18 protein-coding genes and 2 pseudogenes are annotated in these 22,972 nt (G+C 73.4%); 13 read left to right on the top strand and 7 right to left on the bottom strand.

What is annotated here, in order from left to right; translation table 11 throughout:
- From GT045_RS22500 to GT045_RS22485, 4 genes and pseudogenes are all read right to left on the bottom strand, one after another.
- Positions 1 to 701: pseudogene (locus tag GT045_RS22500) on the bottom strand (ATP-binding protein); the annotation flags it as partial.
- On the bottom strand, positions 698 to 1,405 hold the full coding sequence (locus GT045_RS22495) for a DUF4255 domain-containing protein (protein WP_161287570.1): 708 nt from the start codon (positions 1,403 to 1,405) through the stop codon (positions 698 to 700). The pseudogene GT045_RS22500 and the gene GT045_RS22495, both read right to left, overlap by 4 nt.
- The gene (locus tag GT045_RS22490; RefSeq protein WP_161335238.1) at positions 1,402 to 4,551 is read right to left on the bottom strand and encodes a DUF11 domain-containing protein; all 3,150 of its coding nucleotides are present in this window, start codon (positions 4,549 to 4,551) and stop codon (positions 1,402 to 1,404) included. The genes GT045_RS22495 and GT045_RS22490 overlap by 4 nt, the downstream gene beginning before the upstream one ends.
- A 220-nt stretch (positions 4,552 to 4,771) precedes the next feature.
- Positions 4,772 to 5,392, bottom strand: a pseudogene (locus GT045_RS22485) (response regulator transcription factor); the annotation flags it as partial.
- Positions 5,393 to 5,936: 544 nt separating this feature from the next.
- Between GT045_RS22485 and GT045_RS22480 the strand changes: the two are divergent.
- Positions 5,937 to 7,295, top strand: a complete 1,359-nt coding sequence (locus GT045_RS22480) for a hydrolytic protein (protein WP_345942723.1) — start codon at positions 5,937 to 5,939, stop codon at positions 7,293 to 7,295.
- A 334-nt stretch (positions 7,296 to 7,629) separates the two neighbouring features.
- Here the strand turns inward: GT045_RS22480 and GT045_RS22475 are convergent, their stop codons facing one another.
- The 3 genes from GT045_RS22475 to GT045_RS22465 all read right to left on the bottom strand — a co-directional run bounded on the left by GT045_RS22475 (position 7,630) and on the right by GT045_RS22465 (position 10,373).
- The gene (locus GT045_RS22475; protein WP_161294107.1) at positions 7,630 to 8,442 is read right to left on the bottom strand and encodes a hypothetical protein; all 813 of its coding nucleotides are present in this window, start codon (positions 8,440 to 8,442) and stop codon (positions 7,630 to 7,632) included.
- Positions 8,443 to 8,569: 127 nt separating this feature from the next.
- On the bottom strand, positions 8,570 to 9,472 hold the full coding sequence (locus GT045_RS22470; protein WP_161335237.1) for a PhzF family phenazine biosynthesis isomerase: 903 nt from the start codon (positions 9,470 to 9,472) through the stop codon (positions 8,570 to 8,572).
- Positions 9,473 to 9,635: 163 nt separating this feature from the next.
- On the bottom strand, positions 9,636 to 10,373 hold the full coding sequence (locus GT045_RS22465; RefSeq protein ID WP_161335236.1) for an SDR family oxidoreductase: 738 nt from the start codon (positions 10,371 to 10,373) through the stop codon (positions 9,636 to 9,638).
- A 408-nt stretch (positions 10,374 to 10,781) separates the two neighbouring features.
- On the opposite strand from GT045_RS22465, the gene GT045_RS39030 reads away from it, so the two are divergent.
- The 12 genes from GT045_RS39030 to GT045_RS22410 all read left to right on the top strand — a co-directional run bounded on the left by GT045_RS39030 (position 10,782) and on the right by GT045_RS22410 (position 22,940).
- On the top strand, positions 10,782 to 11,090 hold the full coding sequence (locus GT045_RS39030; protein WP_202528717.1) for a hypothetical protein: 309 nt from the start codon (positions 10,782 to 10,784) through the stop codon (positions 11,088 to 11,090).
- Positions 11,090 to 13,429: a heavy metal translocating P-type ATPase gene (locus GT045_RS22460; protein ID WP_161335235.1), complete on the top strand. Its 2,340-nt coding sequence runs from the start codon at positions 11,090 to 11,092 to the stop codon at positions 13,427 to 13,429. The genes GT045_RS39030 and GT045_RS22460 overlap by 1 nt, the downstream gene beginning before the upstream one ends.
- Positions 13,426 to 13,962 carry a copper chaperone PCu(A)C gene (locus tag GT045_RS22455; protein ID WP_161294103.1) on the top strand — a complete coding sequence of 179 codons (537 nt, stop codon included), beginning with the start codon at positions 13,426 to 13,428 and terminating at the stop codon, positions 13,960 to 13,962. Before GT045_RS22460 ends, GT045_RS22455 begins: the two co-directional genes overlap by 4 nt.
- A gap of 199 nt (positions 13,963 to 14,161) precedes the next feature.
- The gene (locus GT045_RS22450) at positions 14,162 to 14,944 is read left to right on the top strand and encodes a hypothetical protein (protein WP_161335234.1); all 783 of its coding nucleotides are present in this window, start codon (positions 14,162 to 14,164) and stop codon (positions 14,942 to 14,944) included.
- Between the two features lie 318 nt (positions 14,945 to 15,262).
- A complete protein-coding gene (locus GT045_RS22445) occupies positions 15,263 to 15,916 on the top strand; it encodes a sigma-70 family RNA polymerase sigma factor (protein ID WP_345942722.1) in 654 nt (217 codons plus the stop codon).
- Between the two features lie 317 nt (positions 15,917 to 16,233).
- Positions 16,234 to 16,989, top strand: a complete 756-nt coding sequence (locus GT045_RS22440) for an aspartyl/asparaginyl beta-hydroxylase domain-containing protein (protein WP_161289397.1) — start codon at positions 16,234 to 16,236, stop codon at positions 16,987 to 16,989.
- A gap of 124 nt (positions 16,990 to 17,113) precedes the next feature.
- Positions 17,114 to 18,484, top strand: a complete 1,371-nt coding sequence (locus tag GT045_RS22435) for an MFS transporter (RefSeq protein WP_237538786.1) — start codon at positions 17,114 to 17,116, stop codon at positions 18,482 to 18,484.
- A gap of 171 nt (positions 18,485 to 18,655) precedes the next feature.
- Complete coding sequence (locus GT045_RS22430; protein ID WP_161335232.1) at positions 18,656 to 19,714, top strand: beta-ketoacyl-ACP synthase III; 1,059 nt, start codon at positions 18,656 to 18,658, stop codon at positions 19,712 to 19,714.
- The gene (locus GT045_RS22425; protein WP_161335231.1) at positions 19,711 to 19,950 is read left to right on the top strand and encodes an acyl carrier protein; all 240 of its coding nucleotides are present in this window, start codon (positions 19,711 to 19,713) and stop codon (positions 19,948 to 19,950) included. The genes GT045_RS22430 and GT045_RS22425 overlap by 4 nt, the downstream gene beginning before the upstream one ends.
- Positions 19,951 to 19,972: 22 nt before the next feature.
- Complete coding sequence (locus tag GT045_RS22420; protein ID WP_161335230.1) at positions 19,973 to 20,863, top strand: TauD/TfdA family dioxygenase; 891 nt, start codon at positions 19,973 to 19,975, stop codon at positions 20,861 to 20,863.
- A complete protein-coding gene (locus GT045_RS22415) occupies positions 20,860 to 21,387 on the top strand; it encodes an FcoT family thioesterase (protein ID WP_161335229.1) in 528 nt (175 codons plus the stop codon). The genes GT045_RS22420 and GT045_RS22415 overlap by 4 nt, the downstream gene beginning before the upstream one ends.
- Positions 21,388 to 21,407: 20 nt before the next feature.
- On the top strand, positions 21,408 to 22,940 hold the full coding sequence (locus GT045_RS22410; protein WP_161335228.1) for a long-chain-fatty-acid--CoA ligase: 1,533 nt from the start codon (positions 21,408 to 21,410) through the stop codon (positions 22,938 to 22,940).
- The last annotated feature ends 32 nt before the right edge of the window (positions 22,941 to 22,972 follow it).

The following is a 22,972-nucleotide window of genomic DNA, read 5'->3' as shown; positions in this document are numbered from 1 at the left end:
GCCCGCAGGTGCACATGACCGGTGCCGCCGGCGGACGCCGCGGCGGCCCGCCGGACCAGCTCGGGGTCGGCGGCCGGGTCGACGGTGTCCTCGCCGAGCACCTCCCTCAGCCGCGCGTCGGGCGCGGTGTCGCCCAGCAGGTGGGCGGTGACCCGGTCGGGCACGGCCAGCACCCGTGACAGCGGCGGCAGTTGCGCCTCCACCACCTCCAGCAGGCCGCCCGCGAGCAGGGGCGCGCCGGGGGAGAGCCGGAACCTGCCCGGCGACACCCCGGAGTGCCCGCACAGTTCGAGGGCGAGCCCGACTGTGGGCCGGCGGCGCGTCAGATCGTCGTTCAGGTAGCCGTAGAGCCGCTCGAAGCGGGCGTCCAGGTCGGGTGCCACGGCGACCAGCAGGAGGTCCACGTCCAGCGGTGACAGGCCGAAGTCCCGGGCGAGCCGGTCGAGGAGCGAGCCGGACGGCGGCTCGGCGGACGGCAGCGCAGGCAGTCCGGGCCCGCCCGGCTCGTCGAGGAGCCGCTCGGCCGCGTCGGGGGTCAGGTACTGCCCCCGGTAGGGGTCGTCCGGGGCCGGGTCGACGGCCCGCCGTGCGGCCACGGCCTTCCGCACCCGCTCCTCCACGGTCTGCAGCCGCCGCCACAGGTAGGGCGTGGTGCCGGTGTCCGTCTGGGCCGGTGCCGTGGGCTCCGCGGTGTACGTCACGGCTGCCGGTCCCCTCGTCGCCGGCGGCGCGCGGGCGCGGGACGCCGTTCCCTCGTACCGCCGAAACCCTCAGGTCCCGGATCGCCGACCTCGGTGTAGCGCAGGCGGCGGGCCGACTCCGGTTCGTCCGGCAGGGACCGTGGCACGGAACGTACGACCAGCCCCTCGGTCACCGGCGGTGCGGCGGCCCGCTCGACACCGGCCAGCGGCGCCCGCACCCGTACCCCGAGCGAGGGCTTCAGCTCACCGCCGAGTGCGGACCACACGTCGGAGGCGGCCGGCGCCTCCAGCCCGGTGCCGCCCGCGTCCAGCCCCACGATCAGGCCGAGTTCGGCGAGCGAACCCGTCAGCAGATGCGGACCGAGGGTGTCGACGGACACCAGGCGGGCCAGCACCTGCGACAGCAGCCGGTGTTCGTCCTGCGGGCGGCTCGCCCACGCCGTGACCAGGTACGTCAGCTCGAACCAGCGCGCCGGGGAGCGCCGGGCGACGACGAAGCCGTCCTCGTCGTAGATCTCGCCCGCGCTGCTGTTGCGGCGCGAGTTGTCCTCGCGGATGTCGTACAGGAACACACAGACGGTGGGGGCGCTGCGGCGTGCCGCCCAGTCGCTCGTCGGCGCGTCGAAGACGATCTCGACGCCCGAGGCGGCGAGCCCGGACTCGTCGAGCAGCCGGCGCAGTGCCTCGTCGACCTCGTGGATCATCGGCGGGTCACCTCGTCGGGCGGCTGGACACTGCCGTTGACGACCAGGAAGTCCGTCTTCACCGGCGAGAAGCCGGGACCGCTCGCGGTGATGGTGCGCGGACCGGTCTGGTCCTTGGTGAGGATCAGCAGCTGGCCGATGAACGTGCCGTCCGGCTTCGGCACCGTCGGCGCCGCGGCGGCGGTGATGCCCGGCTTCCAGCGGAACCGCACCGGCACGCCCGGCGGGAAGTCCTTGCCGCGTACGGACGTCACGAAGCCGGGCTTGCCGATCGGCGGTACCGCGACGATCCGCGGCTGCAGGACGCGCAGCCGCTGCCGGGCGGAGTTGTCGCCGAGGTCGGCGTCCGTGCCGGTGGTCGTCAGCCGGCCGGTCACCCGCGCGGTGAGGGCCTTGTCGGGAGAGAGCACGACCTGGAGCACGGTGCGTGCGCCGGGAGCCAGGTCGGGCAGCGCGCACACCCAGCTCGTGTCGCAGCCGGCGGGCGGGCCGTTGTTCGGCACGTTCGCGGGCAGTCCGATGCGCAGCCGCAGGCCGGTGGCCAGCGCGTTGCGGCCGTTGCGCACGGTGTAGGTGACCACGACGCGCCCGCCGACGTAGCCGGGGTTCGGCTGCGCGGTGACGCGCACCCCCGGGCCCGCCTTCGGGGCGGGCGGCTCCGACGGCGGCGGTGGCGGTGGCGGCGGGGTGGTCGGCGGCTTCGGGGGTGTCACGGTGTGCGTCGGCGTCGGACTGGGCGACGGGTCGGGCGGAGCCGGCGCCTCCCGTACCGGTACGACCGTGCGGTCGGCGTTGTCGCTGGGGTTCGGGTCGATGACGGCGCCGGTGACCGACCAGTCGACGGGCTGGTCGCCCGGTGTCACACCGGTGAGCGTGACGGTCACCGGGACGGTGTCCCCTGGGGGCACCACGCCCAGGTCGCAGGTCAGGCCGCGGGGGTCGCAGGTGCCGCCGGGCGCGGTCAGCCCGGTGACGGTGACACCGGTGGGCGGGGCGACGGTGAGCCGGGTGCCCGGGGAGGCGGCCGGCCCGTGGTTGACGACGTCGATCCGGACGGTGCCGGTGCGGCCGACGACGATGTCCTGGGAGGTGTCCGGTGCCTGCACCGTGAGGTCCACGGACTGCCGTACGCTCGGCTCCTTCTGCCGTCCCGGCAGCTCGCCGGTGAGCGGTGTCAGCTCGCCCGTGCCGACGTCCACCAGGTTCAGTTTCTCCGGGCTGTTGACGGGCAGCGCGGCACGCGCGCTGAACACCAGGTGCTCGCCGTCGGCGGTCCAGGCGGCGTCGCGGGGCTGGAAGGGGCCGGTGACCGAGGTGTCCGGCAGCTCCCGGCCACAGGCACCGGGCAGATCGCGTGCGGCGGCGGGCAGCAGGACGCGGCAGTCGGTGCCGGACAGCGAGGTGAGCAGCATCCCGTTGTGTTCGTCGACGCGGGCGCCGCCGTTCTTGCGGTTGAAGGCGATCGTCCGGCCGTCGGGCGAGAACGCCGGGCTGTCGTCGATGACGTCGCAGGCACCGGGGCAGTTCGCGGCGCTCAGATCGCGCTGCTGGTCCAGGTGGTCCACCGGCACGGTCCAGATGTGCTTGTTGCCGCCGTTCCCGTCGATCACCTGGGTGCGGGTGAAGGCCAGGGTCGTACCGTCCGAGGACCAGGTGGGCTGGGCGTCGCTGCCCTGGGCCTGCCCGGCGGGCGGAGTGATCTCACCGCGGATCTCACCGCTGGCGACATTCGCGATCAGCACGCGGCTGGGGCCGGCCGTGCCCCCGGTGCCGCCGGGCGACGTCCGGGTGAAGGCCAGCGAGCTGCCGTCGGGGGAGAAGGTCGGGTCGGTGTCCCAGTCCCGTGGCCCGCCCCCGGCCGGCGGGAGGGCCTGCGCGTTCGTGCCGTCGGCGTCGGCGAGCAGGATCCGTTCGATCCGTGCGCTGTCCGGGCCCTCGAAGCGGGTGAAGACCAGCCGGCGGCCGTCGGGCGTGTAGTTCTGCCGCTCGGTCCACGGGTCGAACGTGGCGCCCGGCTGGAACAGCGGGTCCTTGGCCGGGTCGGTGTTGGTGTCGGCCGCCGGATCCTCCTTGAGGATCGTCTGGCCGAGGTCGCGCGGGTCGGCGCCGTCCATGCGGATGTCCTGGAGCGTCACCACGTTCGGCCCGTGCGGCCCGGGGGCGGTCGTACGGTCCACGACGGCCGTGCCGCCGGTCTGCGGGCCGAGCCAGGTGACGGTCTCGATCTCGCGGTCCTCGCTCAGGACGAGAGCGGGGGCCTTGTCGGAGTGGGCCGGCACCTGGAACACGTGGTTCCAGTTGCCCTCGCAGGTGCAGGGGCGGTCCTGGCTGAGGAACAGCACACCGTCCCCGTCGGGCAGCCACGCTGCCCCGTGGGTCCGCCAGTCGGCCTGCGTACCGGCCAGCAGCGGCCCGCCGCCGCCCGTGCTGCCGTTGGTCCAGCGCAGCCGGGGCACGCCGTCGGCGGTGGCCGTGTACGCGATGACGTCCCGGTTCTCCTCGTCGTCCACCGGGTTCCAGGCCGGCTCGCTCGCCGTTCCGTTCGCCGGGTCGGTGACGCGGTTCGCCGCCCCGCCCGCGAGGGGGCGTACGTAGATCTGCTGCCCCACGACCGGGTCCGCGTCACCGGAGTACGCAAGGCGCTGCCCGTCCGGCGAGACGGTCGGGCACTCCTCGTTCGCGGGGGTGTCGGTCAGCCGGGTCAGGCCGGTGCCGTCGGTGCGCACCAGCCACAGGTCGCGCTGGGTGCCGCCGCCGGCGCGGGGTTCGGCCGAGTCGAACACGACCGCCTTGCCGTCCGGGGTCAGCCGCGGGTGCGCCGCGTCGCGGCCGCTGGTCAGCCGGAGCACGGAGCCGTCGGGGGCCCGCAGGTAGATCTGCGGCTTCCTCTCGTCGCGCCGGCTGGCGAACACCAACCGGTCCCCGAGCGCAGAGGGCTGTACGTCGAAGTGGGTCGGCCCGGCACCGAACAGCGGGGTGCTGGAGGTGGTGCCGGTGCTGTCCACGCGTCCCAGGCTGCGGTGCCGGGTGCCCGCGTACGCGATCCGGGTGTCCGCGCTGTCGGCGACCCGGGGCCCCGCCTCGGCCGTACCGGGCCCGGAGGCGGCGGTCAGCGCGAGCAGGGGCACCAGCAACAGCAACGACATGCCGATCCGCCCGAGGCGGTCTCGCCACCCGCCGGATCCGTCCGTGCCTGTCACGGCCCACCTCACAGTCCGCTCACCGCCTTCGCACATACGCTCGCCATCCTCGGTGCCGGCGCCGCCGCAGCGGCAGGGCCCGCGGGACGCATCCGGGGGAAGCGCCGAGTGGGCTTTCGGGCAGCGGCAGGGGCGGCCGACGGGCCCCGGGCCGCGAACCGCTCGGTCAGATCAGCCCGTTGCGCAGGGCGTAACCGACGGCATGGGCTCGATTGCGCAGCTGCAGACGCGTGATGACCTCGTGCAGCACGTTCTTGACGGTCCGTTCGGAATACGCGGTCTTGCGGGCGATCTCACCCGTGTCCAGCCCCTCGGCCACCAGGCGCAGCATCTCCGCCTCGCGCGGGGTCAGGGTGGACAGCGACGCGGCGCGGGGGTCCAGGGCCGAACGCTGCAGACTGCCCACGTGCGTGAGGAGTTTGGCCAGCAGATCGCCGGGAAGCACGCCCTCACCGTTGGCGATCGCCAGGACCAGGTTCAGCAGCCGGTCCTGGTCGGCCTCGGCGCGCCGCAGCACGGCCGCGACACCGGACTCGATCGCCCGCTGCAGCGCGTCCCCCGACTCGAACGTGCCGACCACGAGTCCGGTGCGGGTGCCGGGGTTGTGACGCAGCCGGTTCAGCAGGGCGGACGCCTCGTCGTCCACGGTGTCCACGGCCACCAGCGACACCTCGGCACCGCCCGCGCCGGTGTCGTCGACCAGATCTATCTCCGGGCGCTGGCGCAATTGGTGGACGATGCCGACGTGAAGCACGGGATCGGGGGCATAGACAGTGACGGACACCCGCCTGGGGCGGTCGGCGGACGCCGACCAGCGGTTCGGGTGGGTGGCCGTGTGCGCGGCGGAGGAGTGGGGTGCGGACGCGGCGGGGCTGTTCGCCTGAGGGCAGGTCATGGTCGTCAGTAGCCTTTTTCGTGAAGCGCGTCGGGAGGACGGCGGATCGTGCGGTGGAACTCGGCGGGCGGCTGAGGGCGGCGGTGCCCGTCGCCCCGCCACCGTCTGTCGGAAGCGGCGGCGGGTCCGGCCGGTGGTCGGTGAGTGCGGTCGCGGCAAGGCGGTGTCCCTCCGGTGGTCGGCGAGCGGGGTCGGGGGAGACGGCGGGTCTGCCCCGTGGCCGGCGGGCGCGGCCGGGGGCAGCGGGGCGTCCGGTCGGGAAACCGCGGGTGCGACGGGGAGCGGCGGGGCGTGCGGCCGGGAATCCGCGGGTGCGGCCGGGAGCCGTGGCGCGTCCGGCCGGGAGCCGGCGAGAGCTGTCCGGGGAACCGGCGCTGCCCGGCGCCTTGCCCTCGCGCCTCTCCGCGGGGGCGGGGCCGCGTCATACCGTCACCGTGTGACGTCTCCAGCAGCCTCTCCCAGCCCTGGCGCACCCGGTCTCGACATCCCCGCGGTGTCGGTGACGCCGGGCGCCATCGCCACCACCACCCTGACGGTCCGCAACGACAGCGACATCGTCGAGGCATACGGTCTGGAGGTGGTCGGCGACTGCGCGCCCTGGGCCACGGTGGAGCCGGCGCGCGTCTCCCTCTACCCCGGGACCTCCGAGACGGTGACGATCCGTCTGGAGCCGCCGCGCTCGCCCGAGATACGGGCCGGCGAAGTGCCCCTCGCCGTAAGGGTGCTGCCCACGGAGCACCCCGAGGCGGTGCGGGTGCCCGAGACCACGGTGCACATCGAGGAGTTCCGGCAGTTGCGCGCCGAGCTGGCGCCCCGGCGCCGCCGCGGCTGGCTGCGCGGCCGGTACCGCCTGGCCCTGCGCAACGAGGGCAACTGCCCGGTGCGGCTGGGCTTCACGCCCGGGCAGCCGGGGGAGGAGCTGGCCTTCGCGTTCCGGCCGGCGACCCGGCAGCTGGAACCGGGCGAGTCCGTGGAGGTGGGCCTGCGGGTGCGCACCGGCAAGCCGGTGTGGTTCGGCAGTCCCGTGGTCTGGCCGTTCACCGTGACCGCGGCCGAGACGGGTGAGGACGCCGAACAGCGGGAGCGGACCGAGGCCGGGTCCGTCCGCACGACGCTGGACGCCGAGTTCGTCCAGATCCCGGTCTTCCCGAAGTGGCTGCTCGCCGTGCTGGCCGCCCTGCTCGCCCTGCTGCTGGCCTGGTTCACCCTGGTACGGCCGGCCGTGCGCAGCGCGGCCAAGGAGGCGGCCGACGAGGTCGTCCAGCCGCGCCCGACCCCCGGCAGCCCGGACCAGCCCGGTCAGGGCACCGGCGGTGGCACCGGCGGCGGTACGGGCACACAGCCGGGCACGGGCCCCGGCACGGGGACCGACGGCAACGGCGGCAGCACCGGTGGCGGCAACGGCGGCGACACCGGCGGCGGTGGCGCGGCGGGCGGTGGTCAGCAGAGTTCCGCCACCATCGACCTGCAGACCGCCGGCGGGTCGGACAAGACCGGCACGTACACGGTGCCCAAGGGCAAGGTGTTCGGCGTCACCGACATCGTCGTGGCCAACTTCCAGGGCGACGAAGGTGTGCTCACCTTCAAGTTCGGAGAACGCAAGATCACGACGATCGCGCTGGAGACCTTCCGGAATCAGGACTATCACTGGGTCACCCCCATCAGGATCACCGAGAACGACACCGTGACCGCCGAGGTCACCTGCGCGAAGCCGGGCACACCCGCCACGGGCCGTCGTGCCCAGGAGTGCCACGAGGTGCTGAACGTGAGCGGTGTGCTCAGCGACACCAGGTGACGCAACATCACGAACATGCTCTGTGACGGCTGTTCGGATGCAAAGCGTGACGAGGGCCCGGCGTCCGGAAACCGAGCCCTCAAGATCCACTAGAGCCCGTCCTCTTTGTAGCCGTATGTTCAGTTTTTTCGTCCAAATACCCTGCCGAGACGCCTCGGCGGCTCCACTCGCGCCGCCGAAACTTTGGCCGAATACAGGTTTGGACTGGTCACGGGCGTGTCGCACCGCTCCGCGCGGCTGAGGAGCAGCTCCCGGCGACGGAGTCGCCGGGTCGGCCGGACCCGGGTGACGAGGATCTCGCCGAGGCGGGCGGACCGTGCGGCGCGCCGGTTTGTCAGCCCTGTCGCCGGGGCCCCGGTGGGCTCTGCCGCCGCGGCTCCCGGCCGCGGCCGAGCGCCGTCTGCAGGGTGCGGGCGAACACCGGATCGTCGCGCCGCCAGGCGGCGATGCGGTGCGGATGCACTCCCGTGTGCTGCGCCGCACCGGCCAGCGTCGACCCCATCCGGATCCGGGCGAGAACGGCCTGCTGGGCGCGGGTGGTGCCGTGCGCGCCGGCCTGGGCGACGGCGGCCTTGAAGGCCGGGTTGTTGCGCATCCAGGAGGACAGCGTGGAGGCCGGGATGCCCAACTTGTCCCGCACCTGCGGCAGGTCGGCGTCCCCGGTGCGCAGCAGATCGAGGAGCTGCACCTGCAACGAGGCCCGTTCCTCGGGCTTGCGGGTCCTGGTGACCGGAAGCGTGAGCGCGTCGGTGACACGCATGCCGGACGCGATGCGCTGGACCAGCGTCTGCGCCGTCACGGCGAAGCGAGGGTCCGCCGCCCACGCCGCGGCGCTCTTGGTCTCGCCGAACGCGCTGATCTCGGCCTGGATCCGGCGCCTGCGGGAGCGGCCGAGTTCGGTGAGGGTGACCTCCAGCTCGGTGAAGGCGGAGGCGATGCGCCACGAGGCGAGGTGCTCGGCCGAGGTGTCCGGCTGGTCGCCGTGCAGGAGGGCGAGCAGATGCGCGGCGGCGCCCTCGATCACCTCCGGGGCCGAGGTCCGGCCCGGCGCCCGCGCTTCGGGTGGCTGCGCGGCGGCGCGCCGCGGGGTGTGCGGGGTGGCGGCGCCCTGGCCGGGAGTGCTCGGCTGCGTGTCGTCAGGAGTCATCGCCCGTCCAAGGTAACCGCATCAAGTGGCTTGCAGGACGCGCTGGTTCACCGTCGGGACGGCCTGCTCGGGACAGGGCGGAGACGAGCGGGACGCTCGCGTCCGCCCTCCCGTGAGGGCCCGCGCCTCAGCTGATACGCGTCCCCGTGCCGCTGACCCGGACGCGCGGGTCACCCGCCCGCAGCGTCACCGTGAGTTCCCCGGGACGGCCCAGGTCCTCACCTTGGTGCAGGGTCAGGACCGCGTCGTCGGCCACCAGGCCCAGCTCGCGGGCGTACGCGCCGAACGCGGCGGCCGCGGCACCGGTCGCCGGGTCCTCCACGACACCGCCGACAGGGAACGGGTCACGGACGTGGAAGACGGTGGCCGACTCCCGCCACACCAGCTGGACCGTGGTCAGGTCCAGGCGGTGCATCAGGGCTTCGAGGCGTGCGAAGTCGTACGCGAGGTCCGCGAGACGGGCCCGTGTCGCCGCGGCGAGCACGAGGTGGCGGGCGCCGGCGAACGCGATACGGGGCGGGAGGGCCGGGTCGAGATCGGCCTCGGGCCAGCCGAGCGCGGCGAGTGCCTCGTCGACGTCGGCACCGGTGGCCTCCTCGACGCGCGGTTCGACACTGGTGAGCGTGGCCCGGAGCGTTCCGCCGTCCTCGGCGACCTCCACCGGCACGGTGCCGGCGCGTGTGGCGAACAGGAGCTTGCCGGGGCCCGCCCGTTCGGCGAGGGCGAGGGCGGCCGCGACGGTGGCGTGACCGCAGAAAGACACCTCGGCCTTGGGGCTGAAGTACCGGATGGTGTAAGCCCGCCCGTCGCCGTCGCCGTCGCCGTCGCCGTCGCCGTCGCCGGCCAGGCCCTCGGGAGGCGCGGTCAGGAACGCGGACTCCGAGTATCCGAGGTCGGCGGCTATGGCCAGCATGTCGCCGTCGTCCAGGCCGGAGGCGTCGAGAACGACCCCGGCAGGATTCCCGCCGCCGGGATCGCTGGAGAAGGCGGTGTATCGCAGTACTTCGGCATGGAGTTCCTGTGTGGTCATGCTCGCGGCAACAGAGGGTGCTCCCGGGCTATTCCTGCTGGGTGGCGCGCCACTGCCCCGCGACTGTTGTCGACACCGAGGAGTACAACTGTCCTCCGACGCCGAGGAGAACGACTGTCCTCCGTCTCCGAGGAGAACCAGAGCAAGCCGTTCCCCTTCGCTCTCAGCCCACGAACTGCTGGCCGCCGTCGATGTCGTAGGTCGCGCCGGTGAGTGCCGTGTTGGTCATGAGGTGAACGGCGAGGGCGGCGACGTCGTCCGCCACGACGACGCGGCCGATCGGCAGCGTCGCGCGCAGTTCCTCACGGCGGGCGTCGAGTCCGTCACCGAGGAGCCTGGCCGACAGCGGCGTGTCGACGAACCCGGCCGCGATCAGGTTGACCCGGACCGGCGCGAGCTCCAGCGCGAGACCGGCGGTGACCGCGGGAGCGGTGCCGAGGCCGGCCCGGACCCGCCGGGCGCCCGTACCGCCCAGGAGCAGCAGTGTGCCACCCGGCCGCACCCTGCCGGCGACGTGCCGCGCGACCTCCAGCGCGAGCGTGACATGTCCGCTCATCGCCTCGCGCGCCTGTTCGGCGTCCATGTCCAGCAGCCGTCCGTAGGACGGGCGCCCGGCCGTGACCAGCACGTGGTCGACCGGTACGGGCAACTCCTCGAAGAACCGGCGCAGTCGCGCCGGGTCGCCGGCGTCGAAGGCGGAGGCGCTGATCGCCTCGACCTCCGTGGCCGCGGTACGCAGCCGTTCGGGGTCCCGCCCGGTGAGGACCACCGACGCGCCCTCGGCACGGGCGAGCCGGGCCGTCGCCAGCCCGATGCCCGCGCTGCCCCCGATGACGACAAGGGTCTGGCCGACGAGGGCCGGATCGCGCGGGCCGCGTGACGGCGACGGACGGGAACCCATGAGTGCTCCTCCCAGGCGGCGGGGAACGCGTGTCCTCCGGAAGTGATCACGTTTCTCACCCTGACGTGCGCGGCCGGCTCACGACGTCCGCTCCGCACGAACCCCTTCGAGACGCCTCCACGGCCAGCGTGCACCCGATCGCGCCGCCGTGCACGCGAACGGGCCGTGACCAGGGGAGGGCCGCCGGATCTCGCGGCCGGGCAATTGATTCAGCGTGCATCTACATGCCTCGTGGTGCGCTACGCACGCCACAGCGCCACGGCCGGCGGTCTGAGCGCTCGTGCGCCCTGTGGCGTACGCCATGACCCGGTACCGGAACCCGGCCCTCGATCCGTCCGACTTCTGAGCGGTACGGCAGGGACACGCTCCCCGCCGTACGACGGTTCGACGCGACCAGGAAGGCCGGACATGGCCCAGTCCCGACACCCCTCCCGCATCGCGGGCCTCATGGCCCGCACACCGACGCCCCCGCCCGCCCTCTGCGGCTTCGTGGTGCTGCTGGTGCTGGTCTTCTCGGTGTCCTACGCCGTGGGATCGGCCGCCGGGCCGGTGGCACCCGGTATGCACGGCACTCCGGACGGCACCGGAACGGCTGGCGGCACGAGCGGCGGCGGGGACGACGGCGGTGGGGACGACGGCGGCGGCGGGGACGGCCCTGGCGGCGGGGACGGCGGCGGCATGGGTGGCATGGCCGGGATGCACGGCGGCGGCGAGTGATGGGCGCCGGACCGGCCACCGCGCCCGCCGTCACGGACCTGACGGTCGGCGGTATGACGTGCGCCGCCTGCGTACGGCGGGTGGAGAAGAGGCTCGGCAAGCTCGACGGGGTCACGGCGACCGTCAACCTGGCCACCGGGCGCGCCCGTGTCAGCCATCCGGCGCACGTCCCACCGGACGACCTCGTCGCCGCCGTCGTACAGGCGGGGTACACGGCGGCGCTGCCCGAGCCCCCCGCGCCCGTGGGCCGCCACGAGACGCCGGACGACGGAACGGCGGGCGCCGGAACGCCGGGCGCCGGAACGGCGGGCGGCGCGGACGGGGCGGGGACGGCCGGCCGGCAGGAACGCGAACGGCTCGTCGTCACGGCGCTGCTCGCCGTCCCCGTCCTGGTGCTGTCCATGGTCCCGGCCCTGCAGTTCCGCGACTGGCAGTGGCTGTGCTTCGTGCTCGCGGCCCCGGTCGCGGTGTGGAGCGCCTGGCCCTTCCACACCCGAACGGTGCGCGGACTGCGCCACTCCACGGCCACCATGGACACGCTCGTCTCGCTCGGCGTCGTGGCCTCCTTCGCCTGGTCGGCGTACGCGCTGTTCTTCGGCGGAGCGGGCGTCCCCGGCATGCGGATGCCCTTCAGCCTGCTGCCGTCCGCGTCGGACGGCGCCGCGCACGTCTACCTGGAAGCCGCGGTCGGAGTCCCGCTGTTCGTGCTGACGGGACGCCATCTGGAGGCGCGGGCCAGGCGGGGGACCGGAGCGGCCCTCCGCTCGCTCGCCGAACTGGCCGCCAAGGAGGTGTGCGTACGCGACGGGCAGGGTGAACGCTCGGTCCCCGTCGGGCGGCTGCGGGTGGGGCAGGTCTTCGTCGTGCGTCCCGGTGAACGGGTCGCCACCGACGGCCGCGTGGTGGAGGGCAGCTCCGCCGTGGACCTCTCGCTCGTCACCGGCGAGAGCGACCCCGTCGAGGTGGTACCCGGTTCGGCGCTGGCCGGCGGTGCGGTCAACGCCGGCGGTCTGCTGGTCGTGCGCGCCACGGCGGTCGGGGCCGACACCCGACTGGCCCGGATCACCCGCCTGGTGACGGAGGCCCAGGCGGGCAAGGCGCGGGCACAGCGGCTCGCCGACATCACCGCCGGTGTCTTCGTACCCGTCGTGCTGACCCTGGCCGTGACCACGCTCGGCTTCTGGCTCGGGGCCGGGGCCGACCCGCAGGCGGCGGTCACGGCATGCGTGGCCGTACTCGTCGTGGCCTGCCCGTGCGCTCTCGGTCTGGCCACGCCCACCGCCCTCATGGCCGCCACGGGCCGCGGAGCCCAGCTCGGCGTGCTGGTCAGCGGTCCGCGGACGCTGGAGGCACTCCAGCACATCGACACGGTCGTCCTGGACAAGACGGGCACGCTGACCAGCGGTCACATGACCGTCGCACGGGTCACGGCCGCCCCGGACGGGCTCGGCCGGGAGGCGGTGCTGCGCCTGGCCGGTGCGGTGGAGCAGGGCTCGGAGCACCCCCTCGGGCGCGCCGTCACCACACACGCCCGGCGTTCGGCCCCCGAGCAGCCGCTGCCTGCCGTGCAGGACTTCACGGCCACGCCGGGCCAGGGGGTCCGCGGCCGCGTGGCCGGCCGTACGGTGGAGGTGCTGGTGCCCGACGGCGCGTTGCCGGCCGAGCTGGCCGACGCCCTCACCGCCGCCGAACGGGCCGCGCACACTGCGGTGCTCGTCCGCGTGGACGGCGTGGCACAGGCACTGATCGAGGTCGGGGACGCCGTGCGGCCCGGCAGCTACCGTGCCGTCGACCGGCTGCGCAGGCTCGGGATCCGCCCGGTGCTCGCCACCGGCGACCGCGAGGCACCCGCCGAGGCCGTGGCCGGCACACTGGGCATCGACGACGTGCACGCCCGCTGCACGCCCGAGGACAAGGCCGCCCTGGTACGGCGGTTGCGGGACGGGGGCGGCCGGGTCGCGGTCGTCGGCGACGGCGTGAACGACGCCGGCGCACTCGCCGCCGCCGATCTGGGCATCGCCATGGGCAGCGGTACGGACGTGGCCATCGGGGCGGCCGACCTGACGCTCGTGAGCGGCGACATCGAGGCCCTGGGGGACGCCGTCCGGCTCGCCCGGCGCACACTCGGCACGATCAGGACCAACCTGGCCTGGGCCTTCGGCTACAACGTCGTCACCGTGCCGCTCGCCATGGCCGGTCTGCTCACCCCCATGGTGGCCGCGGCCGCCATGTCGGCCAGCTCGGTCCTGGTCGTGGGCAACAGCCTGCGCCTGCGGGCCTGGCAGCCGCGGACCGCCCCGGCACCCGGGCGGCGGGAGCAGGGGGGTGGTCACCGGTGACCGGACTCCTCGTCCGCCTGTCCGCCCGGCTCGCCGAGCGCCGGCGGCTGACCGACAGCCTGCTCGCCGCGCTCGTGCCCGTCGCCGCGTCGAGCGTGGCCCTGGCGGCGCTGACGGCCTGGGTCGGCACGGGCAACGCCGGCAGCCCGCCCCGCGTACGCGTCACCGAAGGACGGGTGCTCCTCCCGATCGCCGGGTCCGCCGAGACGGCCGCCTTCTTCCGCATCACCAACGAGGGCGGCTCTTCCGACCGGCTGGTGGGCGTCACGTCGTCCGGCGCGCCCGGTGGCGTCCACCTGAGCGGCCACCGCATGGGGAGCGGCGCGACGGCCTACCGGATCCCAGTCGACTCGGTCGGGATAGGGGCGGGGGAGAGCCTTTCCATGTCGCCTCACGGAGTCGATCTGACCGTGGCCGTCCCGGCCGGTCAGTGGCGTGCGGGAGACCTCGTCTCCTTCACCCTGACGTTCAGCCGCAGTGGCCCGGTGAAGCTGCCGGCCGTCGTGGTCCGGCCTGGAACGGTCGCGTTCTGAGCGCAGTTGTCCTCCGGATGCGCTTCATCGGCCGTGAACCGCGCAGAAGCCGTCGCATGCCAGAAGTCGTCGCCGAGGCCCGCCGAGTTCCCGCCGCACCGGTGTGGCATGTGTCACCCGTCCCGGTCGAGTCCGGAGGCCCGTATCCGTACGTACCCCCTGACAACGACCGGGCCACGGGTGCGAAGATGGGCGAGTCATGACTGTCAGTGGATGGTGCCGCACGCTGCGGGCCGGTGTGTTCGCCGTCGCCTGCGTGCTGCTCGCCGCCCTCGGGCACGAGCTGATGTCCGGTGTCCCGGTGCCCTGGTGGGCCATGGCGGCGGGAGCCGCCGGTACGGGCGCCGGGGGCTGGTGCCTCGCCGGCCGCGAGCGCGGACACGCGCTGATCGTGGCCGCGGTGGTCGCGGCGCAGACGGCGCTCCACGAGACCTTCTCCCTGGCGCAGGCACACTCGTCGTCCGGCCCGGCACATGACATGGGCGCCATGCACATGGGCGCCATGCACACGGGCGCCGTGCACGTGGGCGCGCTCCACGTAGGCTCGATGTACATGGGCGCTGCGCCCATGGAGTCAGCGCACATGGGCTCCGCGCATACGGGCGCGATGCCTATGGACGCGATGAACATGCCGGGCACGGGACACGCGGGGGCGGGCTCCATGCCACTCGGCGGCCCCGGCATGCACGGCGCGCACAGCATGGACGGCGCCGCCGGGCTGGGCATGTTCGCCGCCCACCTGCTCGCCGCCGTCCTGTGCGGCCTGTGGCTCGCGTACGGCGAACGCGCGGTCTTCCGCATCCTGCGGGCCATGGCCGCCCGCCTGGTGGCACCCCTGCGCATGCTGCTGGCGCTGCCCGTGCCACAGTGCCGTCCGTCCGTACGGCGGGGCGACGACACCGGCCGCCCGCCCCTGCCCCGGCTCCTTCTCGGTTACGCGATCATCTCGCGAGGTCCGCCCGTGGGTGCCGCTGTCGCCTGAGACAGCCGGATCCACCGGGGCTCTCCTCCTCTTCGTCTCCCGGCGGGCGTGCGCGCCCGGCCTCGGAGCACCTCACCGGCCGTGCGCCAAGTCGCCGCCCGGCCCTGAGAGGACCTTGCCGGCCGTGCGCCAAGTCGCCGCCCGGCGTTGAGAGGACCGTGCCGGCCGTGCGCCAAGCCGCTCCTGCCGAGCGTGCCCGCACACGAGTCGGCGCGCGCCCCGGGCACCGCCGTACCACCCGTACGGCCGCACCCCACTCGCCGGACAGCCGTGGCCCCACGACGGGCCGGGCTCCGGATGACCCGAGAAGGACATCTCGTGATCACTTCTGTCCTGCCCGCTCCGCGAACGCGGAGGACCTCGGCGGACGCGTCGGCAACCACCTGGGCGCTGGCCGCCCGAAGTGGTGACCCGGACGCGGCGGACCGCTTCGCGCGCGCCCTGCACGCCGACGTGCTGCGCTACGTCGCCTATTTGGGCGCCGACCCCCAGAACGTCGACGATCTGGCCCAGGACACCTTCGTGCGCGCCCTGGACAGCCTGCACCGGTTCGAGGGACGCGCCTCGGCCCGTACCTGGCTGCTCTCCATCGCCCGCTGCGCGGTCGCCGACAGCTACCGCCGCGCCGCCGTCCGGCCCCGGACGGCGGACACCCAGGACTGGCAACTGGCCGTCGAGCACGCCCAGCCGAGCGGTCTGCCCGGCTTCGACGACGGCGTCGCACTCCTCGACCTGCTGGACAGGCTCCCCGACACACGTCGTGAGGCGTTCGTCCTGACCCAGTTGCTGGGGCTGTCCTACGAGGAGACGGCCCGGCTGGGCGGCTGCCCCGTGGGCACGGTCCGGTCCCGCGTGGCCCGCGCCCGGACGACCCTCACGGCTCTGCTCGCCGAGGCCGAACTCGCCGATGCGAGCGCGGAGGAGGCGGCGCCCGGCCGCCGTACACCCGCCCGGGCCACCGCCGCGGCCTGAGGCCGACCCGGCCGGCGCCACCCCTGGGCAGTGCCGTAGGGGTGGCGCCGGCACCGTTCGCGTGGGCAGGGGCGAGGGGTTGGCGCCGGCACCGTTCTCCTGGGCAGAGGTGAGGAGTTGGCGCCCGGTGTCGTCCCCGCGGACGCAGGGGGAGGGGGTGGCACCGCCCCCGCGGGGCCTGCCGTCTCGTGTCCGCCGCCACCGGCGTCCGTGCCGCCAAGTGACCGGAACCGGCGGGAACTCACTCGGTGTCCCGTCCGACTACTGATGCGACGGCGCGGTACGACGCGCGGTCGCGGCAGCAGCCAGGAGGGCCTATGACACCCGAGACAGAGCACGCGTTCGCGCGGATCAGAAGCGAGCACGGGGCGGGATCGCTCCGCAGGGTGGAACGGATGCTGGAACTTGGAGGAGGCGGTCCGAGGCATCCGCTCCAGAGGGGGGCGAAGTGGATCCTGCCGGGTCTGTCCGCCACCCCGTGGCACGAGCCGCGCGCCCATCCGGAACTGGCACCGGTCGTCGCGGCTCTGGAATCCGCCCATCCGGTCATCAAAGCCGAACTGGATGCCGCCTGGAGGGCCCACCCAGAGTCGTTCTCCGACTACGCGCACTACCTGATGCGGCAGGAGGACTGGCGGGCCCTTCACGTGTATCGCGACGGTGCCATGGTGGCGGAAACGGCCGCGATCGTGCCCACCGCCCACAAGGTGATCCAGGAGTACGCCGTCGACACGGAGAAGATCTGCCCTCTCCTGGAATGCCATTTCTCGACCCTGCTGCCCGGTGCGTCCATCGCTCCGCACTGTGATCTGTGGAACTTCAGCATCAACCTGCATCTCGCCGTCGACATCCCCGACGGGTGCGGCCTCACCGTCGCCGGTGAGACCCGCGCCTGGCAGGAAGGTCACTGCCTGCTCTTCGACTACTCCTTCGAGCACGCGGCGCGCAACGGCGGCGACCGTCCGCGCACCTGTCTCCTCGTGGACCTCTGGCATCCGGAAACGACTGTCCCGGAACGCCGGGCACTGGTGGCACTCGTTTCAGAAGTCAGGCGGCTGATGGATGACGGGTGACCCGCCTGCAAAACCCGGAAGAGCAACCGGCGCTTCCGCACCGCCGGTTCTCGACGAACTGATCGACACAACAGGTATCTGATCGCCGTTGTTCTACTTTTCTGCTGGTGAGGGGGACCGGGCGATGCCGGCACGAATGCCCCTGCTCGTCCTGGCGCTGGCTCAACTGGTCATCGCCCTCGACTTCAACATCGTCTACGTGGCGCTGCCCGACATGGGCACCGGACTCGGGTTCTCGGGGCACGACCTGCAGTGGGTGGTGAGCGCCTACGTCGTGACGACCGGCGGTTTCCTGCTGCTGGGCGGCCGGACGACGGACCTGCTGGGCAGGCGCCGGACGTTCGCCGCCGCGGCGCTGCTCTACGCGGGTGCCTCGCTGCTGGGAGGGTTCGCTGAGGCGCCGGCGGTGCTGGTCGCCGTGCGCGCAGTCCAGGGCATAGGCGGCGCCCTGCTGTTCCCGGCCACCCTGTCCCTGATCAACACGATCTACGCCGAAGGGCCCGAGCGGAACCGGGCCTTGGCGGTGTGGGGAGCCGCGGGGGCCGGCGGTCTCTGTTTCGGCTCCCTGCTCGGCGGGGTGCTGGTGGAGGCGTTCGGCTGGCCGTCGGTGTTCTTCGTCAACGTGCCCGTGGCGGCGGCGATCGCCTGGGCGGGCTGGGTGCTGTTCCCCCCGGACGCCCCGCGGACCGGAGTGCGCGGCTTCGACCTGACGGGCGCGCTGACGGGGACCGGGGGCATCGCCCTGCTGGTGTTCCTGCTGGTGCACGCGCCCGAGGCCGGGTGGAGCGGCGTGTCCGTCGTGGTGAGCGCGGTGCTCTCGCTGACCCTGCTGGCGCTTTTCGCGCTCGTCGAGACGCGGTCGCGTCATCCGCTCGTGCCCACGCGGCTGTTCGGACACCGCGGGCTCGTCAGGGCGATGGCGGTGACGGCGGTCTACAGCGCCACCTTCGGTTCCCTGCCCTACTTCCTGACCCTGTACTTCCGATCCGTGCGCGGCTACAGCGCGTTCGCGACCGGCTTCGCCTTCCTGGTGCCGGCCGTGGTGGTCGCCGCGGGCACCCAGGCGGGGGAGCGGGCGGTCGCCTTGGTCGGCGTACGCCGGATGCTGGTCGGCGGCATGGTCCTCGGCGCGGCCGGAGCCGCCGCCCTCGGTCTCGCCCTCACACGGCACGGCCCGTACCCCCTGCTGTTACCGGGCATCGTCCTGCTGAGCCTGGGGCAGGGGGCCGCCTGGACCGGTATGTGGATCACCGCCGCCGCCGGAGTCGCGCCCGGCGACCAGGGCGTGGCCTCGGGGCTCGCCTCCACCAGCCTCCAGGTCGGTGGCGCGGTGGGGCTCGCGGTGCTGGTCGCCCTGGCCGGCGCGGTCGGCCCGCAGGCGGCGGACGGCACCGCGCTGACCGGCATAAGGGCCGCGGTGTTCGCGATAGCGGCCGGCATCGCCTGCGGGGTACCGCTGACCCTCACCGTACGCGCGACGACCACGGGCCCGTAGACCACCGGCCGCTCCCCCCCGCTCCGACCGGGCGCCCCCCGAGGCCCACGCCGTCCCGCCGTACCACCCCCGGATCCGCTCGTGCCACCTGGCTCGCAACCCCCGCCGCACCACCCCCGGCCCCGCACCGCTGCGGGCACCCGGCCCGAACTCGTCCCCCGGAGAGCAGCCATGCCCACCGACGCCCCCGGTCCACCCGCCGCCGTCCTGTGCGGCCTCGCCGGCTGGGTGCCGCCCCGTGTCGTCACCAACGACGAACTGGCCGAGCGGCTAGACACCGACGACGCCTGGATCCGCACCCGTACCGGAATCAGCCGCCGCCACGTCATCGAGCAGGGCCAGGCGACCTCGGACCTGGCCGTGGAGGCGGGGCGCCGTGCCCTGCGCCATGCCGGAGCCGGCCCGGTCGGCGCGGTGATCGTCACCACCACGACGCCGGACCGCCCCTGCCCCGCGACCGCCCCCGCCGTGGCCGCTCGGCTCGGCCTGGCCGGAGCCGCGGCCTTCGACGTCGGAGCGGTGTGCACGGGCTTCGTGTACGGTCTCGCCACCGCCACGGGCCTCATCACCGCCGGCGTCGCCGAACGGGTCCTGCTCATCGGCGCCGACACCTACTCCACCATCGTGGACCCGCTGGACCGGGCCAACGCGATCATCTTCGGCGACGGCGCGGGAGCCGTGGTCCTGCGAGCGGGACGGGCCGGCGAGCCCGGCGCGGTCGGCGCGTTCGACCTCGGCAGCGACGGCGCGCACGAAGACCTGATCACGATCACCGCGGGCGGCTCCCGCCAGCGTTCCAGCGGCGATGAAGTGCAGCGCCACGAGCGGCACTTCGCCATGCGCGGCAACGAGGTCTACCGCCACGCCGTGACCCGGATGGCCGGGTCCGCGCGCGCCGTCCTGAGCAAAGCGGGGTGGAAGACCGGCGACGTCGACCACTTCGTACCCCACCAGGCCAACCTGCGCATCCTGCACTCCGTCGCCGACGACCTCGCTCTGCCCAGGGAACGCTGTGTCACCAACGTCGGCTCCGTCGGCAACACCGGTGCCGCGTCCATCCCGCTGGCCCTGGCCGACGCCGCCGCCCGGCAGGCCGTCCGCGCCGGCGACCGGCTGCTGCTCACCGCGTTCGGTGGCGGCCTCACCTGGGGCTCCTGCCTGCTGACCTGGCCCGCACTCGCTCACCTGCCCGCCGACCCGAACGACCGAGGAGACACGACGACCCGATGAGCACCACCACCTACGACCGACTGATCAGCATCCTCACCAAGTTGCACGACGTCCCGGCCGGCCGCCTCGGCCCCGAGGCGACGTTCGCCGAACTGGACGTCGACTCGCTCACGATGGTCGACATCAGCATCCGCATCGAGCGCGACCTCGGCGTGACGGTGCACGACAGCGAACTGCGCCCCACCCTCACCCTCGGCGGCACCGCGGCACTGATCGACGCCAGGAAAGGCGCCTGACCCTCCGAGAAGGAAGAACCCCATGAAGATCACCGAACACCCCGGCCGATCCCTCGGCGCCACCGTCGAGGGCTTCGACCCCGCCGACGCGTCCGACGCGGACGTCGAGGCGCTCAAGCGGACCGTCTACACCAGGAAGATCGCCGTACTGAAGGGGCAGCACCTCTCGCCCCGGCAGTTCCTCGACCTCGGCAGGCGCCTCGGCCGTCCCGAGACCTACTACGAGCCGATGTATCACCACCCCGAGTTCGAGGAGATCTTCGTCTCCTCCAACGTCCCGGAGAACGGCAGGCAGATAGGCGTGCCGAGGACGGGCGCGTTCTGGCACGCCGACTACCAGTTCATGCCCGACCCCTTCGGCATCACCCTGATCCACCCGCAGGTCGTCCCCGAGAAGAACCGCGGCACCTACTTCATCGACATGGGCCGCGCGTACGACAGCCTGTCCGAGGGCCTGAAGAAGGAGATCGCCGGCACGTACTGCCGCCACTCGGTCCGCAAGTACTTCAAGATCCGCCCGCACGACGTCTACCGCCCCCTCTCCGAGATCGTCGACGAGGTCGAGCGCAGGACACCGGCCGTCAGACAGCCCACCACCTTCGTCCATCCGCTCACCGGCGAAACGGTCCTGTACATCAGCGAGGGCTTCACCGTCGGCATCGAGGACGCCGACGGCCGGCCGCTCGACGAGCAACTGCTCGGGCGCCTCCTGGAGGCCACCGGCCAGCTCGACGACACCTTCGAGCACGACGGCATCCATCTGCAGACCTTCGAGCAGGGCGATCTGCTGATCTGGGACAACCGCAGCCTCGTCCACCGCGCCCGGCACACGACCACCCCGGAGCCGGCCGTCTCCCACCGCGTCACCGTCCACGACGGGCGCAAGCTGCACGACGGGATACGGCTGCCATGACCACACCCGCCGTGGACCGCTCGTACGCCACGGACACCGAGCTGCTCGCCCGGGTCCTGCTGCCGTACAAGGAGCACTGCAGGTACCTGAAGTCCGCCGACGTCGCCGCCGGACCCGAACACGCCTCGGCACGCTGTGGCTTCGCCATCCCGGAGTCCTGCTACATCGACGACACCGGCCACCTGAACTCGGTCGAGGCCAACATCGCCTACAACCAGATGATGTACTACCTGGTCGCCAAGTCCGTACAGGAAGGACTCCTCGCCGCCTTCCGGGACTGGACCCTGGAGGACTTCTGGCGCCGCCAGCTCCCGGACATCCTCATCACCCGATTCGCGGGGACCTACCGGCGCCCCGTCGACCCCCGCTCGTTCTCCGGGGAGATGGTGATCCGGTCCGTCAGCCGGCGTGAACCCGGCGGCGGCAGACCCTTCCTCCACGCCGACACCTCCTACCGCTACTGGGACGCCGACGGCGGCCGGTGCGACGGCGAGGTGACGCTCGCGTTCGTCGACGTCCGCTGAGCCATCGACAAGGGACCGCCATGGAGACGCTCGTCCAGACCATCCGCTTCCACGCCGACCGCCGGCCCGGCACCCCGGCCGTGCTCTGCGAGGGCCGCAGCCTGTCGTACGGTGAACTGCACCGCGAGAGCAACCGCATCGCCCACGCGATCCGGGCCGCCGGCCTCGCCGAGGGTGACCGCGTGGCCTACCAGGGCAAGGAGTCCGAGCACTACTACGAGATCCTCTTCGGCTGCGCCAAGAGCGGCACCGTCCTGGTGCCCGTCAACTGGCGGCTCACCGCACCCGAGGTGAGCCACATCCTCCGGGACTCCGGTACCCGACTCCTGTTCCTGGAGGACGAGTTCGCCCCGGTCGTCGACGGCATGCCCACCGCGCCGCCCGGGACGGTCGTCCCCCTCGGGCCGGACTTCGCGCGGTGGAAGGCCGCACACCCGGACAGCGAGACGGAAGCGGACGCAACCGCCGACACCGCCGTCGCACAGCTCTACACCAGCGGCACCACCGGACTCCCCAAGGGAGTCGTCCTCGCCCACCGCAGTTTCTTCGCCGTCCGCGAGGCCCTCGCGAGCGAGGGCCTCGACTGGATCGACTGGCGGCAGGGCGACATCGCCCTCGTCGGCATCCCCGGTTTCCACATCGGCGGGCTGTGGTGGGCCACGCAGAACCTCAACGCGGGGACGACCATCGTGGTGATGCGCACCTTCGCCGCTCGCCCAGCCGTCGACCTGATCCGCGGCCTCGGCATCACCACGGCCTGCGTGGTGCCCGCCATGCTCCGCATGATGCTCACCGAACCAGGGGTCGGCACCGGGGACTTCACCACCCTCCGCAAGACCGTCTACGGGGGCTCGCCGATCTCCGAGAGCCTGCTGGAGGAGAGTCTCGCCGTGCTGGGCTGCGAGTTCGCGCAGATCTACGGGCTCACCGAGACCGGCAACACCGCCGTCTGTCTCCCGCCGGCCGACCATGTCAGGGGCGGCCCCCGCATGCAGGCCGCCGGTCGCCCCTATCCGGGCGTCCGGGTCAAGGTGATCGACGGCGAGGGCAGGGAGCTGCCGCCGGGCGAGACGGGCGAGGTGTGTCTGCACACCCCGGCCCGCATGGTGGAGTACTGGGGCCTGCCCGACAAGACCGCGCAGACCCTGGTCGACGGGTGGATCCACACCGGCGACGCCGGGTACATCGACGGTGACGGCTGTCTCTTCATCCGTGACCGGATCAAGGACGCCGTCCTCGTCGCCGGCGAGAACGTCTACCCGGCCGAGATCGAGCACGCGCTGGAAGGCCATCCGCAGGTGGCCGAGGCGGTCGTCGTCGGCGCACCCGACGAGCGCTGGGGCGAACGGGTCCACGCGTTCGTCGTCCCGGCACCCGGGACCGGTCCGACCCCACGGGACCTGCACACCTACCTGGTCCCGCGCCTCGCGGCGTTCAAGCTGCCGTCGGCCTACGAGTTCATCGACCGCGTGCCGCGCAACCCCAGCGGCAAGATCCTCCGCCGCGAACTGCGGGACCGCTTCTGGAGCGGCTTCGCCCGCCAGGTCAACTGACGCCGCCGACGACGCCGTGCGGGAACACCGAC

The organism is Streptomyces sp. SID486 (assembly GCF_009865385.1).
GTDB lineage: Bacteria > Actinomycetota > Actinomycetes > Streptomycetales > Streptomycetaceae > Streptomyces.
The sequence above is the reverse complement of the archived record's forward strand: the minus strand, read 5'-3'. Positions and strand labels throughout refer to the sequence as shown.

Coding starts and splice junctions, on each gene's coding strand:
- GT045_RS22495 (WP_161287570.1), bottom strand. CDS start 1,405: ATGATCCACGAGGTCGACGAGGCACTGCGCCGGCTGCTCGACGAGTCC.
- GT045_RS22490 (WP_161335238.1), bottom strand. CDS start 4,551: ATGTCGTTGCTGTTGCTGGTGCCCCTGCTCGCGCTGACCGCCGCCTCC.
- GT045_RS22475 (WP_161294107.1), bottom strand. CDS start 8,442: ATGACTCCTGACGACACGCAGCCGAGCACTCCCGGCCAGGGCGCCGCC.
- GT045_RS22470 (WP_161335237.1), bottom strand. CDS start 9,472: ATGACCACACAGGAACTCCATGCCGAAGTACTGCGATACACCGCCTTC.
- GT045_RS22465 (WP_161335236.1), bottom strand. CDS start 10,373: ATGGGTTCCCGTCCGTCGCCGTCACGCGGCCCGCGCGATCCGGCCCTC.
- GT045_RS39030 (WP_202528717.1), top strand. CDS start 10,782: ATGGCCCAGTCCCGACACCCCTCCCGCATCGCGGGCCTCATGGCCCGC.
- GT045_RS22460 (WP_161335235.1), top strand. CDS start 11,090: ATGGGCGCCGGACCGGCCACCGCGCCCGCCGTCACGGACCTGACGGTC.
- GT045_RS22450 (WP_161335234.1), top strand. CDS start 14,162: ATGACTGTCAGTGGATGGTGCCGCACGCTGCGGGCCGGTGTGTTCGCC.
- GT045_RS22440 (WP_161289397.1), top strand. CDS start 16,234: ATGACACCCGAGACAGAGCACGCGTTCGCGCGGATCAGAAGCGAGCAC.
- GT045_RS22435 (WP_237538786.1), top strand. CDS start 17,114: ATGCCGGCACGAATGCCCCTGCTCGTCCTGGCGCTGGCTCAACTGGTC.
- GT045_RS22430 (WP_161335232.1), top strand. CDS start 18,656: ATGCCCACCGACGCCCCCGGTCCACCCGCCGCCGTCCTGTGCGGCCTC.
- GT045_RS22425 (WP_161335231.1), top strand. CDS start 19,711: ATGAGCACCACCACCTACGACCGACTGATCAGCATCCTCACCAAGTTG.
- GT045_RS22420 (WP_161335230.1), top strand. CDS start 19,973: ATGAAGATCACCGAACACCCCGGCCGATCCCTCGGCGCCACCGTCGAG.
- GT045_RS22415 (WP_161335229.1), top strand. CDS start 20,860: ATGACCACACCCGCCGTGGACCGCTCGTACGCCACGGACACCGAGCTG.
- GT045_RS22410 (WP_161335228.1), top strand. CDS start 21,408: ATGGAGACGCTCGTCCAGACCATCCGCTTCCACGCCGACCGCCGGCCC.